This window comes from Cryobacterium roopkundense (assembly GCF_014200405.1).
Taxonomy (GTDB): Bacteria; Actinomycetota; Actinomycetes; order Actinomycetales; family Microbacteriaceae; genus Cryobacterium; species Cryobacterium roopkundense.
The window spans coordinates 3,945,185-3,969,373 of record NZ_JACHBQ010000001.1; the positions used below are offsets into that span (position 1 = coordinate 3,945,185).

Annotated in this window: 21 protein-coding genes and 1 pseudogene; 11 read left to right on the forward strand and 11 right to left on the reverse strand. The window is 61.2% G+C overall.

Annotated features, from left to right (window positions below):
* Positions 1 to 651, forward strand: coding sequence for a dihydrofolate reductase family protein (locus BJ997_RS18315; protein ID WP_035837066.1), 651 nt, complete (start codon positions 1 to 3; stop codon positions 649 to 651).
* Between the two features lie 478 nt (positions 652 to 1,129).
* Here the strand turns inward: BJ997_RS18315 and BJ997_RS18320 are convergent, their stop codons facing one another.
* The 4 genes from BJ997_RS18320 to BJ997_RS18335 are packed head-to-tail and all read right to left on the reverse strand — an operon-like array spanning position 1,130 to position 7,011.
* The gene (locus BJ997_RS18320) at positions 1,130 to 3,124 is read right to left on the reverse strand and encodes a zinc-ribbon domain-containing protein (RefSeq protein WP_052542328.1); all 1,995 of its coding nucleotides are present in this window, start codon (positions 3,122 to 3,124) and stop codon (positions 1,130 to 1,132) included.
* The gene (locus BJ997_RS18325; RefSeq protein WP_035837065.1) at positions 3,121 to 4,194 is read right to left on the reverse strand and encodes an ATP-binding protein; all 1,074 of its coding nucleotides are present in this window, start codon (positions 4,192 to 4,194) and stop codon (positions 3,121 to 3,123) included. Before BJ997_RS18325 ends, BJ997_RS18320 begins: the two co-directional genes overlap by 4 nt.
* Positions 4,194 to 6,251: a DDE-type integrase/transposase/recombinase gene (locus BJ997_RS18330; RefSeq protein ID WP_052542327.1), complete on the reverse strand. Its 2,058-nt coding sequence runs from the start codon at positions 6,249 to 6,251 to the stop codon at positions 4,194 to 4,196. Before BJ997_RS18330 ends, BJ997_RS18325 begins: the two co-directional genes overlap by 1 nt.
* Before the next feature lies 1 nt (position 6,252).
* On the reverse strand, positions 6,253 to 7,011 hold the full coding sequence (locus BJ997_RS18335; RefSeq protein WP_052542326.1) for a TnsA-like heteromeric transposase endonuclease subunit: 759 nt from the start codon (positions 7,009 to 7,011) through the stop codon (positions 6,253 to 6,255).
* Positions 7,012 to 7,118: 107 nt separating this feature from the next.
* Between BJ997_RS18335 and BJ997_RS18340 the strand changes: the two genes are divergently transcribed.
* Entirely contained in the window at positions 7,119 to 7,544 is a 426-nt protein-coding gene (locus tag BJ997_RS18340) for a protein kinase family protein (RefSeq protein WP_035837064.1), read from the forward strand.
* A gap of 561 nt (positions 7,545 to 8,105) precedes the next feature.
* Here the strand turns inward: BJ997_RS18340 and BJ997_RS21235 are convergent.
* Positions 8,106 to 8,342 (reverse strand): hypothetical protein, encoded by a 237-nt coding sequence (locus BJ997_RS21235; protein ID WP_035840832.1) that lies wholly within the window; start codon positions 8,340 to 8,342, stop codon positions 8,106 to 8,108.
* 179 nt (positions 8,343 to 8,521) lie between these two features.
* On the opposite strand from BJ997_RS21235, the gene BJ997_RS18350 reads away from it, so the two are divergent.
* Positions 8,522 to 10,048 carry a DDE-type integrase/transposase/recombinase gene (locus tag BJ997_RS18350; RefSeq protein ID WP_221243938.1) on the forward strand — a complete coding sequence of 509 codons (1,527 nt, stop codon included), beginning with the start codon at positions 8,522 to 8,524 and terminating at the stop codon, positions 10,046 to 10,048.
* Complete coding sequence (locus tag BJ997_RS18355; RefSeq protein WP_183323656.1) at positions 10,045 to 10,857, forward strand: ExeA family protein; 813 nt, start codon at positions 10,045 to 10,047, stop codon at positions 10,855 to 10,857. Before BJ997_RS18350 ends, BJ997_RS18355 begins: the two co-directional genes overlap by 4 nt.
* A gap of 299 nt (positions 10,858 to 11,156) precedes the next feature.
* On the opposite strand, the gene BJ997_RS18360 is transcribed toward BJ997_RS18355, so the two are convergent.
* Complete coding sequence (locus BJ997_RS18360; protein ID WP_035836353.1) at positions 11,157 to 11,504, reverse strand: hypothetical protein; 348 nt, start codon at positions 11,502 to 11,504, stop codon at positions 11,157 to 11,159.
* Positions 11,505 to 11,549: 45 nt separating this feature from the next.
* A complete protein-coding gene (locus BJ997_RS18365) occupies positions 11,550 to 12,458 on the reverse strand; it encodes a metallophosphoesterase family protein (RefSeq protein WP_084141174.1) in 909 nt (302 codons plus the stop codon).
* Between the two features lie 504 nt (positions 12,459 to 12,962).
* On the opposite strand from BJ997_RS18365, the gene BJ997_RS21240 reads away from it, so the two are divergent.
* Positions 12,963 to 13,301 carry a hypothetical protein gene (locus BJ997_RS21240; protein ID WP_152602152.1) on the forward strand — a complete coding sequence of 113 codons (339 nt, stop codon included), beginning with the start codon at positions 12,963 to 12,965 and terminating at the stop codon, positions 13,299 to 13,301.
* Positions 13,302 to 13,998: 697 nt separating this feature from the next.
* Entirely contained in the window at positions 13,999 to 16,614 is a 2,616-nt protein-coding gene (locus BJ997_RS18375; protein ID WP_035836355.1) for a hypothetical protein, read from the forward strand.
* 40 nt (positions 16,615 to 16,654) lie between these two features.
* Here the strand turns inward: BJ997_RS18375 and BJ997_RS18380 are convergent, their stop codons facing one another.
* Positions 16,655 to 17,182: a mismatch-specific DNA-glycosylase gene (locus BJ997_RS18380; RefSeq protein ID WP_052542175.1), complete on the reverse strand. Its 528-nt coding sequence runs from the start codon at positions 17,180 to 17,182 to the stop codon at positions 16,655 to 16,657.
* Positions 17,183 to 17,367: 185 nt separating this feature from the next.
* Positions 17,368 to 17,898, reverse strand: coding sequence for a hypothetical protein (locus tag BJ997_RS18385; protein WP_035836356.1), 531 nt, complete (start codon positions 17,896 to 17,898; stop codon positions 17,368 to 17,370).
* 269 nt (positions 17,899 to 18,167) lie between these two features.
* Here BJ997_RS18385 and BJ997_RS18390 point away from each other — a divergent pair, with 269 nt between their 5' ends.
* The 3 genes from BJ997_RS18390 (at position 18,168) to BJ997_RS18400 (ending at position 19,797) form a co-directional block, all read left to right on the forward strand.
* Positions 18,168 to 18,515 carry a hypothetical protein gene (locus BJ997_RS18390; protein ID WP_035836357.1) on the forward strand — a complete coding sequence of 116 codons (348 nt, stop codon included), beginning with the start codon at positions 18,168 to 18,170 and terminating at the stop codon, positions 18,513 to 18,515.
* A gap of 223 nt (positions 18,516 to 18,738) precedes the next feature.
* Positions 18,739 to 19,314: an HNH endonuclease signature motif containing protein gene (locus tag BJ997_RS18395; protein ID WP_052542180.1), complete on the forward strand. Its 576-nt coding sequence runs from the start codon at positions 18,739 to 18,741 to the stop codon at positions 19,312 to 19,314.
* A gap of 87 nt (positions 19,315 to 19,401) precedes the next feature.
* Positions 19,402 to 19,797, forward strand: coding sequence for a hypothetical protein (locus BJ997_RS18400; protein WP_035836358.1), 396 nt, complete (start codon positions 19,402 to 19,404; stop codon positions 19,795 to 19,797).
* Positions 19,798 to 20,236: 439 nt separating this feature from the next.
* On the opposite strand, the gene BJ997_RS18405 is transcribed toward BJ997_RS18400, so the two are convergent.
* Positions 20,237 to 22,054 carry a DUF262 domain-containing protein gene (locus tag BJ997_RS18405; protein WP_035836359.1) on the reverse strand — a complete coding sequence of 606 codons (1,818 nt, stop codon included), beginning with the start codon at positions 22,052 to 22,054 and terminating at the stop codon, positions 20,237 to 20,239.
* A gap of 108 nt (positions 22,055 to 22,162) precedes the next feature.
* Between BJ997_RS18405 and BJ997_RS21635 the strand changes: the two are divergent.
* Positions 22,163 to 22,509, forward strand: a pseudogene (locus tag BJ997_RS21635) (integrase core domain-containing protein); the annotation flags it as partial.
* Positions 22,510 to 22,928: 419 nt separating this feature from the next.
* On the opposite strand, the gene BJ997_RS18415 reads toward BJ997_RS21635, so the two are convergent.
* Complete coding sequence (locus BJ997_RS18415) at positions 22,929 to 23,291, reverse strand: hypothetical protein (RefSeq protein WP_035836360.1); 363 nt, start codon at positions 23,289 to 23,291, stop codon at positions 22,929 to 22,931.
* Between the two features lie 272 nt (positions 23,292 to 23,563).
* On the opposite strand from BJ997_RS18415, the gene BJ997_RS18420 reads away from it, so the two are divergent.
* Positions 23,564 to 24,175, forward strand: a complete 612-nt coding sequence (locus BJ997_RS18420) for a hypothetical protein (protein ID WP_035836361.1) — start codon at positions 23,564 to 23,566, stop codon at positions 24,173 to 24,175.
* Positions 24,176 to 24,189 lie beyond the last annotated feature (14 nt).

The following is a 24,189-nucleotide window of genomic DNA, read 5'->3' on the forward strand; positions in this document are numbered from 1 at the left end:
ATGTCTGGTCGCATTCACATCGACCTGTTCACCACGCTCGACGGGGTCGCCCAGGCTCCCGGCGGCCCTGACGAAGACACTGACGGCGGATTCGCGTTCGGCGGGTGGCAGGCCCCCCTGATGGACGAGACCGACGGTGCCCAGGTTGACGAGGGGATACAGGCCATGGACGCCTTGCTTCTGGGGCGCCGTACCTATGACATCTTCGCTTCTTACTGGCCCCATCACCTCGACGGGCCTAACGCCGACATCGCGCGCAAGTTCGACGCGATCCCCAAATACGTCGCGTCGCGAGGCGAGCCGGTGCTGGAATGGCATCACTCGCACCTGCTCGGCGGCGATCTCGTGGCAGAGCTGGCAGCGCTGCGGAAGCGGCACCGGGAGATCCACGTGATCGGCAGCATCCGTTTCGCCCGCACTCTCGTGGCCCAAGGCTTGTTCGACCAGTTGAATCTGTGGGTGTATCCGATCGTGCTTGGTTCCGGCAAACGTCTGTTCACCGCCGACGGCCCGCCAGCGTCCCTCGAGCTTCTCGCCGCCGAGCCCGCTTCGAAGAACGGCACGGTTCTGCTGCGCTACGGATGGAGGGGGTCAGTGCCGGCGACCGGAGACATGGGCAGGGACGACCCTGCAACCGAACTTGGACCATGATATCCGGTTGTGATGTGACGCGCGCCGATAGATGAGCTCAACCCTGACACTTGACACCATGGGACGAGCGGCGACTCCCCATTTGGCAATGGCACCTGTCCGCAGAAATGATGATCCTTCGGATGAATTCTTGGGGTCTGAAAGTATTTACCTTGATCAGAAGCATATGCCTAGCATTAGGAAACTTGCAAGGAGTGGGTTTTGGGCAAAAAAAATGGGCCCGTCGAATGACGGACCGATTGTTGGGTGTTTTGTGTGGGGCCGGGTTATGCGCCGCCGAATGCGGCGATTGCGATCTGTCCGAGTCCGATGAGAATGAAGCCGACGCCCGTGAGTCCCATGTGGCCCAGTGACGATAGCCCGGCCTCAACTCTCGCTCGGTTAAGCCTGCCGAGGTACTGCTTTTGCCGTTTCGCGTATGGGCGGGCGAGCCTCTCGAATGATCTGTGTTGTGGAATGTTCTCGAATGAGAACGAACCTAGTGGCGGGCTGGAAGATTTGGGCTGGCACCAGCTCGAAGGTCCGCTGGGCAGTGGGTGCAGCCGTTTGATTTGACGCGGTGGGGCACGGACTGCAGCTCTTCATGGTTCTGGAAGCATTTCCACCAGTGTTTGGCGGTGCCGGGAAGGATTTGGTCCGGTTGGATGTCTCCGTTCCTTTCGGTGTCCCAGTCGATTATGAGGAGCGGGTGTTCGGAAGCTACGTCCGTCTCGCCGGGCAGGGGTTTGCGTCTTGCGCAATAGGGGCATCCGCTGCCCGATGTCCGGCGGTCAACGCGTTGCCGGTATGGGTGGTCTTTGGGACAGCGCCAGGCATAGGTGTCGCAGGAATGTGGGGCGACGTCTTCTGGCTTGACGGGCATGTTTGCGTCTAAATCCCATTCCTGGGCGATGTCGGGCCGGGCCGCCGGGAGATTGGTTCCGTGGAGTTTCCTGGCACTGCATTTCGGGCAGCCGTGGCCGTGCACTCTGCTTTCGATAAGCGCTTCCCAGACGTGGTTGAAGCGGCACTGCCACCAGGCGCTGTCGGGGCTGCCGACCGCGACTTCTTCTGGCCGGCGGACGTTGAGCTTCGGGTGCCACTCTGTAGCGAGTTGCGGGCAGCGGGTTCGGATGTCGTTTACTCCGGGGCGGAATTCGCGGTTGAGGCAGACGCGGCAGCCGGGGTCGCCGTTTACTCGATTGGTGGGGCTTGTGGTGATGAGGTGTCCGGCTTGGGGGCAGCGCCAGTTGTATGGGGTCGTTGAGCTGGGGAGTATCTGGGAGGGGAGGATGCCGTCGTTGTCTTCGGGATGGAATTCCCGAGCGCGGGCGGGGTATCGCGTTTCGAGGTCGTTGAATCCGGGTTCCACGAGATGGTTTGAGCAGATTCGGCAGCCGTCGCTGGTCGGTCCGAGGAATTTGTTGAAGTGTGAAACCGTGAGGGTTATGCGGTGTCCGCTGCGGCAGATGGAGGCGAAGTCGTCGTCTGCGCGGCGTTTGCTTCCCGGGTGCTTGCGCTCGTTGAGGTGGTGCACCCTGACGGCGGCCCAGTTCTTTTCGGTGAGAATGTAGGCGCCGGTGACGTCGAGGTAATTTCGAAATGGCTCAGGCGCGGTGGTCAGTGGCTGGAGCGTGTTGATGATGGCCGTGGGTACGGGGAAGTCATGGTCCCAGGTCCGCACGTAGGCGCGCTTTCCGAGCGAGTGTTCGCGAACGCTGAGGAATGTGGGCCGCAGGTACAGCCAGAGTTCTCGGGTGACGTCAGTGAAGCCAGGACCGACTGCGGAGCGCACCTGCTGTTCGAGGGTTTCGTAGCTTGCCGCGTAGGTGCGCGTCGGGTCGAAAAGGTTCTGGAGGAAATCGACTCGAGTGAGTGCTGTGGCGACGGCCATCATCAGCGGGTAGATGAGGATGTCCGTGAGAGTCATATTGTCCGTGGTTTCGGCTTTGGAGGTCTGGTGCGTGCGGAAGGCGCGTCGAAGCGTGACGTAGAAGTGAGCATCCATCTGTCCCCGCCGACGCAACTGGCGGAACCGCCGCTCAGCCTCCTGATGGTCAGCGCCGACGTGCATTTGCTCTTCGGGGCCGCTGCCGGGTCCGACCCATTTGGAGTGGTGTCGGCAGATGATGTTGTCGAGGTGGGGGTACTGGTGCGCCGCGATTCCGTGGCTGCAGTTCGTGCAGAGCCACCGTTGGCCGAAGTCGTCGGTGCAGGGTGAGCAGTGAGAGTCTTCGCCGTGGTGGAGCCCGGTAGCGGCGGCCCGGCTGAAGTGCCCGGACTGCAGCCCAGATTTTTCGCTGATGACTCGCGTCCAGGTCTCTTCTGCGGTCCCTTCGGTCTCTTTGAGCGCCAACCGAATCAGATGTTGTTGGTGCATGAGTGTGTCTTGGTTGGCCGGCAACACCCGGTCGGTATAACTATCAACGGTTTCGCGGTGCATCGCTTTGAGGGGGTTCCAGTAGGGACGGTGCGTCTCGCTGTAGTGAGTCATGAGGGGTTTGCCTTCTTCGAGGCCGGCTTGAGGGGCCTGTGCGTCTCTCCTGCTTCCATGGCGGATTTGTCGCGTGGTTGTGCCAACAGGAGTTCGAGGGTGATGGATTCTGCTTGGGGGTCGTCGGCACGGATGAGCGTGTTGGCGCTGGAGATGAAGATTTTGGCCAACGTAGAAATGGAACCGGCCGTGTGGCAGTGCAGGGCCTTGGAGTGCTTGGTCAGGCTGTCAACCGTGTGGGCGAGTAGCGGCATTTCCCTTTCGAACCCTCGGATGATTCCGCGCCAATGGATTTGGGCCGTCGTGTCGGCGAGGGTGAACGATTGGAGGTCTTGGAAGGTGAATCGGCCGCTCAGTTGGCGACCGGTGGGTCCCGCGAACAGCTGGCTCTCTCGGAGGTTGACGCCGCACAGGATGAATATTCCGAGGACTTCGCTGTGGAGTTGGCGGAGGACTTGGATTGATTCGCCGCTGCCGCGGTTTCCGGCACTGAGGTTTTGCAGTTCGTCGATGACGATTAGTTCTGTCTTGGCTTGGCGAAAGGCCTCGCAGACACGCATCATCAGTGTGACCTGTGTGTCCCGGGCGGCGACGGTCAAGCCAAAGAACCGCGCGAATGCTTCGAGGAGTGATTTCCCGGTACACGCATACGGCACCTCGATGTAGGCGATGGGATGGCGGCCGCGCTGCGCGGCCTGCGGGAACGTCTTGGTGTGTTCGGCGTAAACCTTGAGCATGGTTGATTGCAGGGTCGTGGTTTTTCCTGCGGTGCCGTCACCGGTGAGGATGAGCCCCGGGCGTTTGTCGTGCGGCAGGCGACGGTTGTCTGTGATGAACTTCCCGACGGCCTCTCGGGCTTCTCGGACCTGAGGGGTCACGATGATGATGTTGCCGGCAAGGTGGTCGAGCCGCCCCCGGTTGTACTGACTTCTCTGCCCGACGTCGAGCGCTTCGTACTGGGCGATGGTGAGTCTTTTGGGCGCAGAGATATCGGACTTCAGATAGTGGGTGAGCCCGGGGAGGGTGGAGAGCGGGAGCTCATCGTCTCGGTCTTCATCGAACATGCCCATCAGTTGTTTCCCATCTCGCTGAGCGTTTCAAAGTCGATTTCTGCCGTACCGTCATCGAAGTCCTCGTCGTCCTCGTCGCTGGCGAAGGGTTGGGTGCTGGGCCTGGCTGACTCTGCCGGTGCCGGTGCCGGTGCCGGTGCCGTGGCGGTCGGGAACGGGGTGTGTTCGAGCTCGGCGAGTTGGAGGGCCTTGGCGTCGCGGGCGGCGGCTTTCTTGAAGGTGAGGGCCGACGCGGCGGCGCGTTTGCGAATGTCGGTCTTGGCCTGCTTCAACAGTTCGGTGTCGGCGCCGGTCCTCGTGCTGGCGATGTCGACGGCGTTCTGGAAGATTTCGTCGGCGAAAGGCTGGCGGTAGGTGGATTCGTCGCGCCAGAGGCATTCCATCCAATGCCCGTCGGGGTGGCGGACCCAGATGGCCCGGGGGTCATACGGGTTGGTTCGCGCTTCCCACAGGTTGTTGTGGCGGGGGTTGTTGGAGGGGCTGTTGCGGAACGGCTGGAGGTCGATGCTGTCGTAGAAACGACCGCTGATTTTGACTCCTGCGGGCTGAATGGTGCGCCATTCGACGGGCATCAGCTCGATGTAGTCGTCGGAGGTGAGGGGGAGGGGCAGCTGGCCGGCGATGTCGAAGGAGGCGTTGTACATTTCGTTGGGGGTGAGTTTCACGGTCGGGTAGAGGGGGTCGCGAAGGTTGTCGTGGGGTTGGTTCTGCCACACGCGAGTGACCCATTCGTCGAAGTATTCTGCGAGGGTGACGACGTCGAGCAAGGCGCCGTTCTCGATTCGGTCGCCGCGTTCGGCGACGGAGCCTCCCTTGAACCCCGGGAGGTCCTGGGCGAAGAGGGTTTTGATGGAATGAAAGGTACGTTCGACGATGGCCTTGTCCGTGGGCGTGTGCGGCGCGGAGTAGGTCAGGGTGACGTCGAATTTGCGGCAGGCCGCTTCGAAAACTGTGCTTCGGTAGTCCCGGCCGTTGTCCATCATGATGCGGTCCGGGCAAATGAACGGGCGGGTGAGGTCCAGACGGCTGCGTTCCTCCTCGCTGGTCAGGTCAGCCCAAGGCATCCTGCGTTGGGCCAGCTTCCAGAGGTCTTCGTTGCCGGGGCGAAGCGGACGCGGGACGAGGCACTGCGCGAGGAGGAAGGCATGGTCGAGCCCCTTGGCGGCGGTGGAACGCACCGACGAGGCGATGATGCTGCGGGTGGCGACGTCCATCATGATTGTCAGTACGGCCCGGGTGGCGGTACCGTTTGCATCGCGGACGAGGATATCCCAGGGCGAACTGTCGATTTGTACTTCCTGGCCGGGACGCATTCTGCGCGCCGTTCCGAAAGGCCGTTTGGGTGTGTTCGCGGCGGTTCGGCGAGTTTGCGCTGACCCGGTCGTGTACTTCCCCTTGGTCAGGTATCCGATATACCGGTAGAGAGTGGATTCGGACGGTACCTTGATGGCTTGTCCTGGATATGTGGACAGCAGTTCCGCTTTCATGCGCTCCTGGAGGCGCAGGCCCGTTCCGGTGGAATCGTAGGTCTCGTCTCCGATGACGTGGGTGAGTGTGTCGATGATGCGTGAGTCCGCGCGGTCCAGTGGTGACTCCGCTCGAAGACTGCGCCCGTCAATGAGGCCCGCGGTGCCGCCCTGCTCGAGGGCTCGTCTTTTCCGGATGAGGGTGGCGCGTGAGGCGGGAAGTCCCATTCGTTTGAGTTCTTCGACTTTCGCCTCGATGCGCTGGTTCAGGGTGGTGGTGTCCGGGTCATATTCAGGTCGTGGCGCCTGGTCGGGAGCTGTGGGGTTTTCTCCGGTGACCATCTCGGTGATGTGGGCAGCGTAGACGTCGAGGGCTTTGCTCTCGGCCTTGGTGCGCGAGTCGAGGCTCCGGGGGTCGCTGTGCTTGCGGAGGGGCGGTTCAATCAGCCGGGCGGAGATGTCGGCGATGTGTACGGTCGAGTATTCGCCGGTCACGCAGTGACGGAGTTTCAGCAGGCTTCCGTGGAAACCGGCGACGAGGTAGGCGCCGTCGTGGAAGTGGAGTTCGGAGTTGATGTCGATGGAGGGCATGTCAGTTGTCTTTTCTGAGGTTCGTGTAGGTGGTAAGTAGGGTGGTCATGTCGAAGGTGAGTTGTCGGTTCCACAGCAGGCTGTAGAGGTGCATCGCCCCGCGGGCAGGAGAGCCCTCGTCGGCGACGTGGGCCAGGTCGCGGAACATGGTTGGTGATTCGGCGGCGGCCAGGACGCGCGTTTGTGTGGGGAGGTCGGGCCGGTAGCGGGGGTGGCGATAGCCGGCGAGCCATTCCATGTTTGCTTTGACGACCGGGTCGATGCGCGTGAACAGTTCGTACGCCCACCCGACTTTGTCGCAGACCCGTTTGGTCTCAGCGAATTCGCCCGCCGTTTTTGGCGTGATGAGCTTCTCGGGGCGGACGTCGTAGACCACTTGTCTGCCATCGGTGTGCACGGCGAAAAGGTCCGGGTAGTGGACCTTGCCGCTGGTGAACTGCAGCATCATCGGCTGTGAGGCGATGGACTGGATGTTCGCGGTGAAGTCGAGGGTCATGAGGGCGGACATTTCGAACAGCGACTCGTACCAAATGTGTTGGCCGGTCTGCGCGAATGCGTAGAGTCCGTGATAGTTGCGCTGGGCTTTGTACTGGTACCCGGTGCGAATGCGCCTGGCGCTGACGATGTCGCGATGGAGGAGCGACCGGGTGGCGTTTTCGACGTGTTGGATGTGGGAGTGGTCGACCCAGGCGACCAGGTCTCGTTTGGTGGGGGTGGCGAGCTTGCCGGGGCCAGTGTGACCGGAGTTGTTTTTCTTCATGCGGGTATCATTCGCGGCACTGTGTGCATAGTGCGAATCTCGCACTCAGAGGCCTTAGGCTGGCTCGGAGACGGTTGAGACAGTTGTCGTGTTTGGGGGAGAGCGCAATGGCCTATTCGAAGTACGTTCCGGCGCACTACGCCCACTCGAAGTGGATGTTCGGCCGAGGGCGAAAAACCACCTTCCCTCCCGTGGACGGTCCCCTCGGCTGGGCTTCGGAAATGCAGCACCTTTACGCGATGCGGATTCGTGACGCTATCGCCCAGAAGGGCTGGACTGTCGTTGTCTACGCTGAGAAGGCCGGGTGCACGGCGGATCACATGTTCAAGCTGCTGCGAGGTGAGGCGATTCTCAAGTTGGAGGACATCGCGCTGGCTGACCAGTTGCTCGGGCCGGTGAGTGAATTCGCTCGTGCCGGGCCGCCTCGCACACCGACTGCGGAAGAAGAGATCCTGCTGAACGCAGCGGAACAAATCCGCTCCGGCAGCCCGGCACCCTGGCGTCCTCAGAAGTTTCCACCGAAACGCACTTAGAACCGGCCCCCAGGGCTCCTGGTCGACTTCACCCGCACTCGCTTCGGGCTGTCTCCGCCGGTCGACTGCCATCAGGTCGGGAGGGGGTGTTGTGCGTCTCGTGGGGTGACGACGTAGGCGTCGGGGTCGGTGACGATGGGTTTAGTGCGCCTGGATTTGGTTTCTGGTTGTCGGCGGCGTCAGGCTGACGATGTCCGGATAGACGAATGGCCCGGCGTGCAATCTTGAAGGATCACGCCGGGCCGTTCTAACGCGTAAGGCCGCGCTGATGCTCACGGTAAGTCATGATTCTGTTGTTGTCGAGTTGGACCTTCGGGTCGGGCGGGTTGCCTGCCCCGATTGTGGTGGCCGTTTGCGCCCGTGGGGGTGGGCTCGGGCGCGTGTGATCCGTGAGGGCCTCGGCACAGATTGGGTGCCGCGGGGCCTTCGCCCGCGTCGGTCTCGGTGCACGGCCTGCCAGGGCACGCATGTGCTCCTGGAGGTGCGGTTGGCCGCGCGGCGAGCAGATACCGCCGAGGTGATTGCGGCGGCGATCGAGGCGAAGACTGCTTTGGGTTGGGGTCATCGGAGGATCGCTGCGGACTGCGGAAGACCGGTTTCGACGGTTCGTGGTTGGTTGCGTGCTTTCGCCGCTTCGGCCGCGGCGATGGGTGAACGGTTCACGGGGTTGTTGGTGCGGGATGCTCCCGATGCGGTGGTCGTCTGGCCAAGGCCTGCTGGGACTTTTTCGGGTGAGGCGTTGTCGGCGTTGATGGCGTATGCACGGGGGCTGGCTCGCCGGTTCGTCGCGACCGTCACGGTGGCGTGGGTTCAGGTGGCGATCGCTCAGACCAACGGGCTGTTTTTTTGCCGGAGCTGGTGGGCGGCGGTCCCCAACACCAACTGGCCCTTATGCCGTCCGTGGTGGGCGGCAACAGTGGCAGGAGCGCCTGCCATATCCCTGTGATGGGTGTGTTCACTGTTTGAGAGGACTCTTCATGCCCGCACTTTCCCCGGCATTGCTCCCCGTTTCGCCGCGGGCTTCCCCAGCGGAGCCAGCCGATGCTTTGCTCGTCCCGCCGCCGCCGGCGGGACCGCCGTCTGCTTCGGCGGTGCGCCGCGGACGGACGGAGAAGATCGCGCTGTTTCGTTACCACCTGATCCGGGACGCCGCCGATGACAGTGTGACGACGCGGCAGCGCGGCCCGATGGTTCGAGCGCTGGCAGGGCTGGTGCATCCGGGTCCATTCGGCGGGACGGTGACGGTCAGCAAGGACACTCTTGATCGGTGGATCAGGCAGTGGCGGCGCGGAGGGTTCGACGCGTTGAGACCCCGAGGCCGGGCGCAGGGCGCGGTGACGCCGGCGCAGATCTTGTCGTTGGCGGCGACGTTGAAGAGGGAGCGGCCCGCCCGCACCTCGGCGCAGGTGCGGCGCATCATGATCGACACGCTCGGTGATGCTCCGTCGGAGTCGACGCTGCTGCGGCACTTCCGCACGCTGGAACTTTCGACCGGGGTGCGGGAGGTTTTCGGCCGGTTTGAAGCGGACTACCCGAATGAAATATGGGTCGGTGACGGGTTGCACGGGCCGCGGATCAATGGGCGGAAGACGTATCTGTTCGCGTTCCTCGACGACCACTCCAGGATGGTGACGGCGGGCCGGTGGGCTTACGCCGAAGACTCCGTCCGCCTCACCGCGGCCCTCCGCCCGGCGTTGGAAGCGCGCGGAATTCCCGGGACGATTTACGTCGATAACGGAAGCGCTTTTGTTGATGAGTCGCTCTCGCGGACCTGCGCGCGCCTCGGAATCCGGTTGACGCATTCGAAGCCGTATCGGCCGCAGGGCCGCGGAAAGATCGAGCGGTTCTTCAACACCGTCAACTCGCAGTTCCTCACCGAGATCACCACCGTCGATACCACGACCGGCGTAGTAGATGCCGGGGTGGGCAGCATGGTCACCACGCTGGAAGAGATGAATGCTCTGTTCACGTCGTGGGTGGAGATGGTCTATCACCAGGCCACGCATTCGACGACAGGGCAAACACCGGTGCAGCGCTGGGATGCCGGCTGGGCGGGACGACGCCCGGTGCGGAAGGAGAAAACCGTCATTGCGGAGGCGTTCCAGTGGTCGGCGATCCGCACGGTGACGAAGTCCGCGACGGTGTCGTTGCAGTCCAACACGTATCAAGTGGATCAGCTCCTCGTCGGCAAACGAGTGGAGCTGGTTTATGACCCCTTCGACCTCGCCGGGCTGATCACCGTCTCGGCCGGGAACGGCGTCCCGGCCGGCATCGCCGTACTGAGTGAAATTCGCCGGCACGTTCACAAGAAGGCCGCGACCGCGGCGGCTGACGAGGCCGACACCGGTGCCCGGAATGCGGCCTCCGGCATTGACTACCTGCGCCTGGTGGAGACCCGGCACAAGGGCACGATGGCTGGGGAACCGATTAGTTTCGTGAAAGCATCCACCCCGGCGGCGAGGAAGGTCGTCTTCGTGCCGACAGTTTCGGAGGCCGCCCGATGAGTATCGACACCCTGCAATCGCACTACGGCTTCACGCGTATGCCCTTCGCCCGCGATATTCCGCCGCAGGCCTTGCACCCGCACCCCTCGCACCGGGAAGCGATCGCCCGCATCGATTGGTGCGTCAGCCAACGCCAGCTCGGCGTGATCAGCGGTGAAGTCGGCGCCGGGAAAACCGTCGCCGTCCGCGCGGCCCTGGCCCAGTTGGAACCCTCCCGGCACCAGATCATCTACATCCCCGACCCGACGATCACGATGCGTGGAATCCACACTCAGATCGTCACGGCGCTTGGCGGGACCCCGGCGTTTTTCTCCGGAGTGCTGTCCTCGCAAACCGCGGCGCTACTCGCCGGGGAACTCGACGAACGAGCCCGCCTGCCCGTCGTCGTCATCGACGAAGCGCACCTGCTCACCAACACCGACCTGGAATCGTTACGCATGTTGACGAACGTGGCAATGGATACCGGGTCGCACTTCGCGATGCTCCTCATCGGCCAACCCACCCTGCGGCGCCGCCTGAAACTTGCCGTGCTCGCGGCATTGGATCAACGCATTTCCACGCGCTACACAATCACCGGGATGAATGCCGCCGACACAACCGATTACATCCGGCAACACCTCAAATTCGCTGGCCGGTCAGACCCGCTGTTCTCCGACGACGCCATCCAAGCGATCCACCTCGCCTCGAGGGGATATCCACGGGCGGTCAACAACCTCGCCGTCGCCGCGCTGATCGCGACCTACGCCGCCGACAAAGCAATCGTCGACCTGGCCGCCGCACAATCGGCGATCACCGAGAACAGCGAATGAGGTCGCGTCACCCCTGACGACCACCACGTCACCATCACGATGAAAGCCCCGCCGAAATCCACCGGCGGGGCCTTTTCACACCCGGCTATCGTCACTCACGATGACGCCGCCATCGTCAAACAACGCGACGGGCGACAGGGGGTGCGTGGCGGAGCTGGTGCGCAGTGTTCGTTTGTAGTGGAGAGTTGGCGGCTGCGTGTTTCGCGGCGGCGGGCGCGGGGTGGATCCGGTCCTTGTTGGCTGTGGGGTCGCTGGCCGCGCACGCCGTCGACTGACGAATCGACCGGGTACACGGCGCCTCAGGCCGGCACGACACCGCCTGCTCCCGGGAAATCGTGAGGTTCAACAGCGTCGATCGATATTACTTCCGAGGTGTTTGCCCAGAAGTAGTCAATGTCGTCTGACCACCCGTCGGTGGACATCGTCCATTGCCCGCGCTCTCCAACAATGACGGTATCGATCGTGCGAAGCGGGCGGGGTCGGTCGTTGATCGAGGGCCCGGCGTTCTTTCCGGGGACACGGGTGACTGTTCCCCGCTCGAGGTCGAAGTAGTGGAAGCTGTAGCGCGTCGAGACTCGCCAGAGTCCGCCCTCCGTGCCTCGGAGCTCGGTCCGGTGATGCTGGGGAGTATCAGGGGTATTCATCATTCTCCTCTCGGTTGCATCGGTCGATGCACTGACAGGTAACAGCCATCACGGTGACCCGTCGTTTGTGACGGGCGCCGGCGCACCGTTTCGGAACATGAACGCGATCTCCAATGTGCTGGTGTCCAGGATGGCGACATTGACTCGGTCCTTGCCGCTCTCATCCAGCACCACCACTCGCGTTTCACACTGGTTGGGTCCTGGCGTGATCACCGTCTCGTCGATCCACCGGTGATAGTGCCCGCCCAGTGTCAGGGAAGGCTGGATCTGGCGGACTGCTCGGTGGAACATCAGCCGGCTCGCGGCTGCATAGGTTTCTTCCTCCGGTGTCCAACTGGTCTCGTGCTCTCGGAAGGTCAGGGCGACTTCCTTGGGAAGCGGCGCCTCATGACCAACCAGAACATCGGCCTTTTCGAACCCCAGCCGGGTCAAGTCGGTCTCGGTGATCTGTTCCTCTGGCCACCAGCTCTTCCCTTCGAGGCGATGAGCGCGGTCGGTGCTGTTCGCTCCGCCCAGTGCGGCGAGCGTGAACTGTCCGCCGATTCGTGTGCGGTATCCCCGGGGCAGGTGCCCGACGTTGCTGGTGATCCACCGGATGCCGTCTTCATCAATGGGGTACTCCAGAAGCTTGGGGTGCCAGTCGTGGTTGCCGTCGACGAAGTACAGTGTCTGCTCGTGGCGGGCCAGCGCTCGAGAGAACTTTCGCAGATCGATCTGCCAGTTCTGTCCGGGCCAGATGACTCCCCAATCCCCGAGCTGCACAATCACGCGCACTTCCCGTCTCGCGAGCGTCTCGAAGGCGGTCAGCGAATGCCCAATATCACCGTGCAGGTCGCCCAGGAGCCCGATCTTGTGCGCTGTAGAAAGCGCGCGCGCGGGGTAGCTGCGCGAAGCGGTCGCGTTGGATGGTGTTGGCGCGCTCGGCGCGCGCTCGGGACGCAGGTTCTTGTCCATCATCGACCTGCCTCGTGGGTGTCACCGACATAACTCAACTGCTCGCACCCAGGGAGGAGCGCGGAGCGAACCGACGTCAGGCACCAGCCATCGATTAGCAGCTTCGGCTGCAGGATGCAGCCCAGAGGGCAAGGATTGTCGGAGCCGAGCATGCTCCGGCTCAGAGACGTTTGGTCAAACATGTCGATTCTTCCTGTGGAGGCCAAACCCCTGTTCAGAGCTTGATGGAGGGAAGATATCCGAGTTTGCGCCAGTGTCGGATCCGTGCCGGAATACACTTTCCGACACGCCGCAACAAAGACCTCCGGGCCTGTCTCAGCGCTAGCATTCGTCGCTACTCGGTCAGCTCCTCGTGAATTCTGAAGCCAACAAACCGCAGGTCGAAGGCGCCAACCGCACATTTTCACCGCAGTGCCCTTTTGAGCGAGTCCCACGATGCAGGCTCCGACTCACACAAGACGAATATTGCTGGTTGACAGGCGTATCGCGTCACCGTATGTTCCGGGCATGAAGCTGACAATTCGAAAGAAGTTGACTGCGGTTGCACTGGCTGGAGCTCTTGCCGTCGGCATGTCGATCGGCGCCGCGGCGCCTGCGATGGCACTGACAAACTGCACGCTGGCCCAGTGGCAGAAGTTTGCGCAGGTCACCTGCTCGCAAAGCAGCAGCCCCCGCACCCAGGTCCGCGCGGCAATCGGTTGCACAAGATGGTACTCGGGCGGTTACATCTGGACTCGCTACGGGAGCTGGGTGGGCGTCGGGGCGACCTCTCAAGCAGCCTGTTCAGCCACCGAGACACCGGCGGTGCTCAACGGGCGAGTAGTGCACTGGTACGAGGGCCGATGACATAGCTGCAGGCCGGGGCACGGCCCAAGGCTTCTCGATGATCGCTCAACTCACCAGAAAGAACCAAGCGCACCTTTTGCGCTTGGTTCTTTCTGGTGAGTTGAGCGACGGTTGGGTAACGCGTTCCGCCGATTTACAAGTTGGGCCGCCCACCCGAAGTGCCGCGGCGACGTGCGGTCCGATCATGAGCGGGCTCCGGGGATAGACCTGGGAGGGCCGCGTCATTCAAGAAGAGCCTTAGGCTTTTTCCGGCGCCTGAGCTTGTTTTGTGCCATGGGGCTCAGGCTCCCGGCTTCCTCGCCGCCGATCGCCGAGGGGAGCGTCGTGGGGGTCGTGCGAGGTGGCGTGCCAATCACTGGTCACGCGAGCTAGAGCCGATATCCCTTCCGGCGTTTGTGCGCCGATCTTTCGGTCCGCGGCGACGCGCGTCCGGGCAATGGCGATGAGTGTCCCGAGCGTACAAACTCTTGACTCGTCCATTTTTCAAGAATCACGCCGATCCGCAGTTTTGTAAAGCATGGTGCGTGTTTGGTCGTCACAATCTGAGTCTGGGATATGCGGTGCTGGGGGCCGGTATCTTACGAAGGACCTCGGCTTCCGCACAGCGCTGGTTCGATCGCGCGCGGATGTGGCGGCAATGCTGATAATTTATTCCGTTGTCTCGACGTAAATGAGTCCCGCTCACTAGGGTGATGGCATGCTGACACCTGATGCTTGGTCGACTCTGTTCGCAGCCGACGAGTCGTTGGCGGGTGTCCTCTTGACCCTTGTCCAGGTCAACGGAACGATTTTGGCATTTGTGCTCGGCATCCGAATAGTGGCAATGCAGTTGAGCTCCCGTTTTGATCTGCGCCGGGTAAGGCTTGGTCTGGGCGACTTGATCTTCATTGGTTTCTACGCTGCAGCGAACGTGGTGTTTCCGCTGATTGCCTCGGTCTATCCGAGCTTGGCGTATGTCTGGCTTAGCATCGGGCTTTCGATTGTGCTGGGCATCGCTGTCCCGATTGTGATGCGTCGCACCGTCGCCGCTGGCTTACCCCGCGGCATTATTCGGGCCACCGTCAGGAGGGCATCGCGCGCGCTGACTGTGAGGTCGCGTTTGAACGGCCTGAATGAGGCCGCTACAGCGCTCCCGTCCCTCCGCGACGCTGCTGCCAGTGATTCCCTTCGGGAGGATGTCCAGTTGGGTCTCCTGGCTCTCCTCGAGATCGCACTGAAAAGAGGCGATCCGGCCAACCATCTAGTGATCGCAGTCCTTGGGGACATCGATGGTCACGAGGTCGAGCGAGTGACTGAATTTATGAAGTGGCTCAGGGCGGGCAACTCAGGCCTGCTCTTTGGCCAGACCCAAACTGCGACGGCGGCATTCAACCGCCTCAGCATGTTTGCGCTCGGAGGGTCCACCATGCCGCAGGCACGAGCGCTCCTGACAAGTGCCGCCGCAGACTTCGCCACGGCCGGGGTTTCGGAAGATTATCGAGGGGCAAAATATCAATCCCTAGGCAGAACGAAAAGCTTCTTTTGTATGAACTCTGGGCCCGAAAACGGATGGGTGCAGCGCTCGTCAGACCTTGCAGTCCAGACACTTGAAGTGTCGCCTCTGACGCTCAATGGCCGGCCGCAGTTTGACGCTATCTGTGAACTAATCACGACGCCGTTTACAGAGATTCGTCTCGGAAGGCACGTCTCCATCTACGCGCAAATAAAAGCCCTTCGTCAGTTATTTGGCGCCCTCACCCGCGTCCCTTCTGATCCCGAGATCGACTACAGAATCGGGAAGCTTTGCGAGGTGGTCCTCCAAATGATGGAACATCTAGAGGACCAGCACATGTTGGCTTCCGATGAGGCACGTGACCTCTTCACGCTTTACCTAGATTGGGTTGACGCGGCCGCCGCCGACGACCGCCTTCTGGTCGATGACCTCCGGCAAGAATTGCGATACAGATTTTCACGAGGCTTCGTGCGCCGTGAGAAATCAGGGCACAAAGCAGCCGCATCGTCAGCTTTCGCGTCACTGCTCGAGATGCTGGTTAACAGGTTTGCCGACACCGTGATCACGCTGGAGGCGTCATACAGGCGTCGGTGGGGTGAGGACTCCTCGGGATTTGCTCATCCGGGGATCGAGCTCTTCGACCCCGTGCATTGGGACCACTATCGAGTCTCCTACGAGATAGCCCAGACCTTCTACCCGGGCGTCGAGCGAAGGCACCTTGAACCGAACGGACAGTTCACGACCGCGCTTCGTGAGCCCATTGAATTCCCCATGCTGCGCTACGACAAGCGGCACGACATTTTGGGAGGAGCCTTCGTTCACTCAGATCGACCAGACATGCTCCTCGGAATCCTCCGGTCTCGATGGAGCCGTGCCTTGGACGAGGACTTCCTGCGGCCGGGCGCACGACGGCGGAGAGATAAGGCGTTCTACGATGACGTCGTCGCGCCAGCAACGGGCGAACAGGGGGAGGCTCTACGCAAACTTTTCGAGCGCGAACGGAACGAGTTCGCGCCGCCATTCGACGCGGTCGCGAAGTTCCTGGTCGCACGTGATCTGCTTCGGCGCGCCGTCGACTGCCGACCCTATGGTGACGGCATTGGTGCGAGGACCTACGAAGGGTGGCGTCAGGCAGCCGAGTCATGGCTGGCCGCAACGGAAGAAGACGAAGACGCTGCCGTCGACCTGGTATCCAACATCCCCGCCCTGCCGCAGGACAACGCGAGCCTGGCGAGGTACATCGAGTTCCCTTTGGAAAAGCGCCATACGAATATCACGAACGCTCGAACTATGGGCATATGGCAGGCGATCTACGGGCATACGACTCCTAACGAAACTCTTTTCCGAAGGTCGGCTGAGGAAAACCAGATGCGAGGGGCAACGGAGCGGATCTATTGGGCTATCCCTTTAGACCGCGAGTGGGACGAGATCGCGCTCATAGTTGAGGAAGAGGATCGGAGCCGATGGCTAGTGCCACTCATCGTCGACGAGACCGACGTGCAGATGAACATCCCCGTGAGCAGCCGCTATCTTGGTCGGGTCCTCCTCGAAGAGTGCCTTGGTGGGCTCCTGGTGTGCAGCACCTGCTTCAATACTGGCGACAGACAGCATGGTCGGCGGCCCAAGTGCCCGATCTGCGATGGAAGCGGGCATGTTCCGCAGTACGGGCTGTTATTGCGGGAGACGTGCAGGTTTTACGTCAAACAGTTCAGGTCTGCCGGTTCTAACCAGCAGCCAGTACCGATAAATGAAGCGGCTCTCCGCGACGCTTTCCTGACGGCGCTCCGCGACCCTGCGAACGAACCGGTCTCGGACAGCTGAGAGGTTAGGCGAATTCCGCCAGCTGCACGAGTTCCGCCCATCACTCAACACGAGTCGCACGGCCATCCAGCCCGCCAAGTCCCCGATTCGCGCTGCTGCTGCTCGGCAGGATGAACACGTTGCTGCGCCCAATCATGAACGTGGCCACACCCAGGCCACGGGGCTTCCGGTGTCCAAGGACCTTCGCGGCCTCGCCGCCAGCTCTGTTGCCGTTGAAGGCCACCCAAATCGGCGCGGCCGCTTCTATGTGGGTCGTTACCGATCGTGCCCCTGAATAGTTGAGATTTCTGTCATGGCTTTGGGCGACCTCTTTCACGAGGTCGGTCATGCCAATGCCGAACTCGGGCAGGCTCTGGTCCTCGTCTGGTCGAAGTTGGCGGGGCGTGAAACCTGCCAAGTGGAGGAGCTGCCAGAAGGAGTTGCTTGGCTTGGAGTAGTAGTGACCGCGCGCTGCCGACTCATCGCTGACCGCGGTTCCGCAGAAAACGACTCGGAGGTTGGGCTCGAGGATGTCCGGCAGGACGAACAGCGATGCTTCTCCTGAGGGTGCGGCGGAGCCAGTATGCATAGCGCGAGCCTAGCGCGGCGGTCCCGCGAGGCAGCTCTCAAGGCCACCGAGAGGAATAGAGATGCGTGACTGGTTGCCGACGGTCATCGCCCATTTCTCCAGAGCCGCGGCGGTTGCGATCGTGTGGTCTATGGTCTTGATCCAAACTAGGGACGGGTCCCTCCCCGGAGCAATGGCTCAAGTTCCTATTCAGCTACAGCGTCGTCTGGGCCACCGCCGAACTTGTGCGCAGGAACCAAGTACATTTCGGGCTCCGCTGCTAGTCGGTCGTTGACTTCGTATACGGAGCGATTTCGCATCGCCGCTCTGAGGTCACGACTCGTCGCCGGTGTCGAAACCGCAGGACACACGGACATGGTTTGCTCAGCCGATGCTGACCGAGTACCTAGCCGAAGGTAGCGGTTCAGTTCCACTTGAAAAGCCTCGCCGGCCACGATCATCTCGGCCTCTGTGACGAAGCCCGATTCGGGCAGCAGGATCGGCCGGACCGACTCGACGCCGTCGCGGCAGATTACGTCGTCGTGCCAGTCGTCGTTCATCGTCGGGTCGAAGTAGCAATCCCACGACATCCTTGACGCGTCCTGGATTTCCGCATCGGTCGGCTCTTGGAAGACAGGTTCGCGCTCCGGCCTTGGATTCCCAACGAGTTCCGAGACGCCGCCGCTCGACCCGAGAAAGGCGCAGCCGGTCATCACCGACCCCACACCGAAAGCCACGATTGCGCTCGTCAGACGCCTGACAATCGTTCCGCGAGGTTGATAGGGCATCTGGTTGTCGCTCCCTGTCGGTTGGCCCAATGGTCACGAAATAGCTCTCCCGGGATGCGCCGCGACCACGATCGCACCCGCTCTCGGTGATGGGACGAATTCCGGCAAACGGCCGCATTAGCGCGTCGTGGACCCGCAGTAAAAAGCCAAACGTGCCTTCATGGACGCACAGACCCAATATTAAGCTAATAGACCCTATTTAGGGCTAACCTTGTTGCATGTCGAATCCCCGATACCGACCGCGTGCGTACGCTCAAATCCCGGTCGAGTTCGGGAAATATGAGGAAATCAGCTGGCTTGCGCCTGCCAACGTTGCGGAGCAAGATCGGCTGTGGGCCGCGCGGTGGCACCATCTGTATGCCTGCCGCATCAACAAACGACTTCGCGAGAGCGGGCAAACCGTGGCCCAGTACGCCGAAATGACGGGGTCGCGCTATGACCGCTTGTCAAAGATGCTTCGAGGTGACGTGCTCATCAAGTTTGAGGACGTCGCGCAGGCCGAACGTCTTCTTGGGCGCATTCTCAGGGCGACGCCCAGGCTGACCTCCAACGACGACGATTTCTGATTCTCCCGGTAGCGCCATGGCGAAAGGGCCGACGGTTTGGGGGCGATTGTTCCCGCTGAAGGACCCCATGGAGGCCGTCCTTTGTCCCGCCACCGAAAAGAAACACCAGTGGATAAGATGAATTAGCCGATCTAGACGAAATTGGGCACGGGAATGCGGCGCTTGACGAGATTCTCGCGACAGCCACGTGATCGGCACCGGCGCGAGGGGGGAGCCCATAACTATGGTCGACCGTGCAGTGTTTCGATTCGCGATGCCCAAGCCGGTGCGCATAACTGGTCGTTCCTCGAGCATCACAAATTCTTTTGTAAGTGGCATTATCCCGGTCCTGCCGCCGACGCTTGAGCAGATTGAGGAGGCCCTCGGGATCCTCGGCATGGAGGACACTGTGGTGTGCTCCTACTGCGGCGATCCCGCATCCGAATGGGACCACCTTCGGCCGCTCGTCATACTTCAGAAGCCAACTGGTTACATCTCGGAGATTCACAATCTTGTGCCCGCTTGCGGCAAATGCAATCAGAGCAAGGGCAATAAGCCATGGCGGCAGTGGATGTTCAGTTCGGCACCACTGTCACCTCAGACCCGTGGGATCACCGGGCTAGAGGCAAGGGTGAGTCGCCTTCTTGCCTTTGAAGCGTGGGAAACACCCACCCGTATCGACTTTGCGGCCGTTGTTGGCGATCAATTGTGGGCTCAACACTGGGACAACCATGCAGCCATTCTTCAAGCGATGAGGGAGGCCGAGAAAACCGCCGAGTTGATTCGCTTTCGGGTCGCATCGTCCCGCGCGGAAGAGTAGCCCAGCCCGGTGACTCAAGCTCCCGTGCCGGAATACACTTCCGGGAATATCCGCCGCCCGGGCGGTCACGCGGTGCAGAATCAGAACATGACGGACAACCTTGACGGTGAAAGGTTCGCGGTGCCATCAACAACGATTACGCCGGCTGATCTCGTTTATCCGGCCCGCGGCGCCGACCCGGACTTGCTGCCGGCGCTCATCTTGATCCCAGATGACTACCGCAGGCCCGCGTCCTCTGGCAATGCGGAAGCCGTGAAATGGACCCAGTTTCAGGGCCGATGGTTCTTTGAGGGGTTGCCGCCCACCGTGCAGCTCTACCCGCGCCCAGGAATCAACGCCCAGCAAGCTTTCGACCACCTCAGGGTCATACAAGGCTGCTTCGGATCCCAGCACGAACACAAGGTGGCGGCCGTCGCGTGGCTGGCATCGAGATGGTTTACTGGATACGACTTCGAAGGTGTGGCTCCGAACGACGCCCTATAACCTGAAATTCTTGCCCTTATTCCGCCTGCCTGCTCCGCTGGGTCCTGCCTACTTGGAAACCCCGCTCTTTCCGCAAGTCGTGTCGGGTTTCGGGACAGAGTTTGACTCTTCCAGTTGTGCGGGGGACCTGACCACTCTGCGCCTCAAAATACCGACGATAGGCCCCGACGTGTCTCCGGACCCCAGAGCGCGAGTAGGGAGCTTCTACACTTCGGTCAAGTCGAGGTCAGTCCGAAAGCCCCCCGCAAGTCGCGGTTAAGACGCAGCCAGACGACGCCTGCGGCACGGTGTGTGGCAAGAGCGATCAGGTCTTGTACTAGCCGCGCCGCAGGTCTTCTTTCGATACCCGGCCTCATTGAGCACGAACACCAACGCTCGGACGGGCTTTCAATGAAGTCTGCCCGGACTGTCGCGGACCGGATCGCCGCCACAATCGAACTCAGAGCTTCCAAACGTGTTCGAGTGCCTCCACCGCGAGAGTTCTCGATCGTGCTGCAACCTGTTTGTCAGTTGGTACCAATAAGCCGCTGCTCGCCCAGGACTCTAATTCGGCGTCGAAGTAGGCACTTCCACTTCGCAGGGCAGCCGCCTTCACCGGGAGCTCCGCATCACCCAGAGAACTGTTCAGTGCCTGTGTCAACAGTGTTAGATTCCCGATGGAGTAGACGGCATTGCGAGAGTCGTCTGGAGCGAGAGATTGCGGCTTGATGTGCTCAATCGACCAAGAAGTGAGGCTTTGACCAGGAGGAAGAAGTTTTTTCCACTTCGCAAATGACATGAGCACGTAGGAAACGAATATTTTCCGCCCACGAATTTTCTGCGCTTGAGTTAGGTGGAGAGTTGGCGCATAGAAGAGCTCCCGGAATGCCTGCTCGGCGGCAGCTCGTGATGGCAAGCTATTCCGGAGTCGGACCTTGAAGTCCGAGATAGCGGCCGCCACTTCAGCTTTCGTTGTTGCTTTTTCCAGACGCACGGCGAAGCGGTTGTATCGGCCTCGAGTGCCTCCGGTGGAGCCGCTATTGGTGAGAGACGTGAATTGAAAGTGGAAGTTTTCCACTAAGCGCATCACCTCAATCAGTTGTGCTTCCTTGAAGATAGTGGTCCCGTTGTACTTGCGCGCAATCGCCATGACGGTCGAATTCGCAACTGAAACGTTGAAGATAGCGAGTGCTCGCACGCTATCAACAAACTGAGCGATTGCCATGGCATTCCGCTCGCCGAGAACTTTGGCCTGTACTCGTACGTCTTCGTCCTCAAGAAACTGATACGTAAGCGAATCCACCTCAAGTTCTTCGAGATATCCGAGGTGATTAGCGGGGCTCGGTGCGGTGAGAGCACGGACGGCCTTAAAAAGTTCGGGCTCCTTGAGTGCATCGCGTCGCGAATTCCAGGACTGCCAAATAAATCGATCAACAACGTCAGAGGCGACCCTGCCTTCTTGAACGCGGTCGACAACGCGATCCCATCGATCTGAGATTGCTTGACGATCAGGAACGTTGGTGGCGACTCCCCGGACTAGGAGGTTTTTGACAAGGTCAGCGAGCCGCAAGTCGGCCCCACGAGTGTTGAGAGTCTCGAATATGAGAAACCCATCCTCTTCCGACGCGAGTTCGACTTGAATGACTCGCGCCTTGAGGACGTTGGCCCGAATAGTCTTCAACTCCTCAATCTGCTCCCCTGCGGTGAGTCCTTCTACGGATTGAAGGACGCGAAACTCAAAGAAGCGTCGAGCCTCGCCAATTCTTTCAGCGCTGCCATTCCACATTGCCCCAGAGGGTATGGCGTTTGGGTTTTGGATCTGTTCATAGAACATTCTCTCTGGTCGTGTTAAGACCGGATACGCGTTGCCGTCGTCATCGGAGACGATGAGGTATCTCTGCGTGGCAACCGCCTGGCTCTCAGCCACTTTCGCAGTTTCGGCATCGTCCGTATTTGCGGTCACAGCAACTTCGTTAAACGCGTCGCGGACGACGGAGAGGAAAATTGCACTCGTCGTCAGCCGCTGCTGGCCGTCAATGATGGAGTAAGTGTCGTTGAACAAATCTCTTTTGTTGCTCACCCACGTCACCGTGGATCCGAAGAAGAAGTCTCCTCGTGCGAGTACCACGTCATCCCAAAAGTCTTCAAGTTGCTCGGCGTTCCAGCTATAGGGCCGCTGGAAGTTCGGGACTTCATACAAGCACTGCTGAAAGCAGGTTTGTATCGTTCTCGTCTGACTTTCAATCGGGATCAGATCCACGCTCGTCATTTCTGCCATCTCAAACTCCCCATATCGGCGTACCCCTCAGCGCATCGTATCGGAAGACCCGAAACACGATGCACCCCCGCGACCGCCGCCGGTACTAGAGCCCCTGCTGTCCGACCGGCCGGCGTTCTCCTCCGCGCGGCGGCGTTCTTCGCCAGCTGTGGCATCGCCACAATCGAACGCGTCCTGTGCGACAACGCCTTCGCCTACCGAAAATCCCAAGCCTTCAAAGACGCTGTCGCGACCCTCGGAGCCCAGCAACGCTTCATCAAACCGCACTGCCCGTGGACCAACGGAAAAATCGAAGGCTTCAACCGCACCCTCAAACCGAGTGGGCCTACCGCCACGTCTTCACCAGCAGCGCCGAACGCACCCAAGCCCTTGACCCCTGGCTCAACTACTACAACATTGAACGCAGCCACACCGGCATCGGAACCACCCCGCTCCAGCGCGTGTCACCAACCTGATGGCTCGGTACGTCTAGGCCTTCGTCTCGAGGTACTTGCCCAATGGGGTACCCAAGCGATGGGAGGCGTCCTTGTCGGGGCGGACGATCGCACTGGGCAGGGCTCCGAGCCGTGGCACGCCTCATCATGCCTTCCATGCTGCTGAAGTCGGCGCTCACCCAGCGTGTTTTCCATCGAGGCGCTCAGAATGGTTCGGGTTGAGCGGACATCCAGTGGGAACGGCCTGCTGAATGCTGGTCTGCACCGACGGCCGCAGCAGGGCCTGTTGGGTTTGACCTGTCCGTCAGAAAGTCGCTCCAAGGTGCGTCAACTGCGACAGGCTGACGACCGTAGTCACGTCACGTCACGTCACGTCACGTCACGTCACGTCGCGTCTGCGCAAGACAACAGCCTGGCTCTCAACTATCTTGTCAGGCGGATTATCCGAAGTGAGTGACAAAAGCTTGAACTGGACTGTCACTCGAGATCATGGAAGCCAAGGCGGTGGCCGAAGCTGGGCCGACAACGATGGACCATATTCTGCGTGCCATGAGGAAACGCAGGGCATGCATACGATGGCACGATTCGCGGTGGCGTATGCCCCGAAAGGAACGATCTATCAGCTTGGTCGAGGCGAACCGGCCTTGCAACATGGCGGCCCCGAGCCGCGGCACACGGTCTGCCTGCTCGTCGTCATGCTCAGGGTTGACCTGCTGACGGATGTCAGCGTGGAACCAGACGTACTTGGGCCAGACGATGTCGACAGCACGGAATGCGGCGCAGACACTGTTGATCGAGTTCATGGGTTCCTGAGCGGCGGAATGAAGGGGATGTCGCTCCGCTCATGTGTGCGGCTCGACGCCCAGTCGGGTTGGGAAGTAGACGGTCGCCCCGAGGCCCGTGATCCGTCACCTCATCGACACGACCTCGTCCGCTTCTTAGTCTTGCCCGAAGGAGCGACTCGACTCAGCTGCAACGGCGATCCTGTTCCGGAGCTCATTTTGCCGTGCCGCGAGGCGCGTGCCGCGCATGACCTTTCCGACACCGCACTTCCGTGCGGGTCGGAAAGGCCACAATGCCCACCTCCAACCCCGTCGACGACCTGCACACCGAATACCGAGAGCTCCAATCCCGCTACCGCGCGACCCCTACGCGGGACCAGGCTCAGTCATTGCGTTACTACACGGCAGAGATCGCGTTCAGCCGCGCCAATCCCACCGACGATCACGTCCCAAACAACGTCATCGTGTGGGTACGTAATTTGCTCGCCCTCGAGGCCTTCGTCGCACGTGAGGGACGGATGCCTCGGGAGAACCGCCGGCTCCCCGCCGGAACGATCTCATCAGAGGAGAAGGGGCTGACCCACCGAGTTCGTGCACAGCGGAAAGCATTCGCCGACGGGCGCTTGTCGTCCTATCAGGAGCGGCGGTTGCTGTGCATCCCCGGCTTCGCCTTCCAACCTCAGGAGGACCAGTGGCAGGCGAAATTCATCCTGTACTCCCACTTCACTGACGTGAACCGTCGAGCACCCAGAGCGCGGAGCCGCAACGCCTCAGAGAAAACGCTCGCGAGTTGGGCCGCAAAAGTGCGGATGGCGTACTGGGCTGGCACGCTCGCCCCAAGCCGGATCGACAGCCTGAATAACCTCACGATCTGGACATGGGGTAACCGGAAAGACCATCGGTAAGGGTCCCGTGCCGG

What these genes read in the sequence shown, in the direction of transcription:
- BJ997_RS18315 (WP_035837066.1), top strand. Translation starts at nt 1, where the DNA reads ATGTCTGGTCGCATTCACATCGACCTGTTCACCACGCTCGACGGGGTC.
- BJ997_RS18320 (WP_052542328.1), bottom strand. Translation starts at nt 3,124, where the DNA reads ATGACTCACTACAGCGAGACGCACCGTCCCTACTGGAACCCCCTCAAA.
- BJ997_RS18325 (WP_035837065.1), bottom strand. Translation starts at nt 4,194, where the DNA reads ATGGGCATGTTCGATGAAGACCGAGACGATGAGCTCCCGCTCTCCACC.
- BJ997_RS18330 (WP_052542327.1), bottom strand. Translation starts at nt 6,251, where the DNA reads ATGCCCTCCATCGACATCAACTCCGAACTCCACTTCCACGACGGCGCC.
- BJ997_RS18335 (WP_052542326.1), bottom strand. Translation starts at nt 7,011, where the DNA reads ATGAAGAAAAACAACTCCGGTCACACTGGCCCCGGCAAGCTCGCCACC.
- BJ997_RS18340 (WP_035837064.1), top strand. Translation starts at nt 7,119, where the DNA reads ATGGCCTATTCGAAGTACGTTCCGGCGCACTACGCCCACTCGAAGTGG.
- BJ997_RS18350 (WP_221243938.1), top strand. Translation starts at nt 8,522, where the DNA reads ATGCCCGCACTTTCCCCGGCATTGCTCCCCGTTTCGCCGCGGGCTTCC.
- BJ997_RS18355 (WP_183323656.1), top strand. Translation starts at nt 10,045, where the DNA reads ATGAGTATCGACACCCTGCAATCGCACTACGGCTTCACGCGTATGCCC.
- BJ997_RS18360 (WP_035836353.1), bottom strand. Translation starts at nt 11,504, where the DNA reads ATGATGAATACCCCTGATACTCCCCAGCATCACCGGACCGAGCTCCGA.
- BJ997_RS18365 (WP_084141174.1), bottom strand. Translation starts at nt 12,458, where the DNA reads ATGATGGACAAGAACCTGCGTCCCGAGCGCGCGCCGAGCGCGCCAACA.
- BJ997_RS21240 (WP_152602152.1), top strand. Translation starts at nt 12,963, where the DNA reads ATGAAGCTGACAATTCGAAAGAAGTTGACTGCGGTTGCACTGGCTGGA.
- BJ997_RS18375 (WP_035836355.1), top strand. Translation starts at nt 13,999, where the DNA reads ATGCTGACACCTGATGCTTGGTCGACTCTGTTCGCAGCCGACGAGTCG.
- BJ997_RS18380 (WP_052542175.1), bottom strand. Translation starts at nt 17,182, where the DNA reads ATGCATACTGGCTCCGCCGCACCCTCAGGAGAAGCATCGCTGTTCGTC.
- BJ997_RS18390 (WP_035836357.1), top strand. Translation starts at nt 18,168, where the DNA reads ATGTCGAATCCCCGATACCGACCGCGTGCGTACGCTCAAATCCCGGTC.
- BJ997_RS18395 (WP_052542180.1), top strand. Translation starts at nt 18,739, where the DNA reads ATGGTCGACCGTGCAGTGTTTCGATTCGCGATGCCCAAGCCGGTGCGC.
- BJ997_RS18400 (WP_035836358.1), top strand. Translation starts at nt 19,402, where the DNA reads ATGACGGACAACCTTGACGGTGAAAGGTTCGCGGTGCCATCAACAACG.
- BJ997_RS18405 (WP_035836359.1), bottom strand. Translation starts at nt 22,054, where the DNA reads ATGGCAGAAATGACGAGCGTGGATCTGATCCCGATTGAAAGTCAGACG.
- BJ997_RS18415 (WP_035836360.1), bottom strand. Translation starts at nt 23,291, where the DNA reads ATGAACTCGATCAACAGTGTCTGCGCCGCATTCCGTGCTGTCGACATC.
- BJ997_RS18420 (WP_035836361.1), top strand. Translation starts at nt 23,564, where the DNA reads ATGCCCACCTCCAACCCCGTCGACGACCTGCACACCGAATACCGAGAG.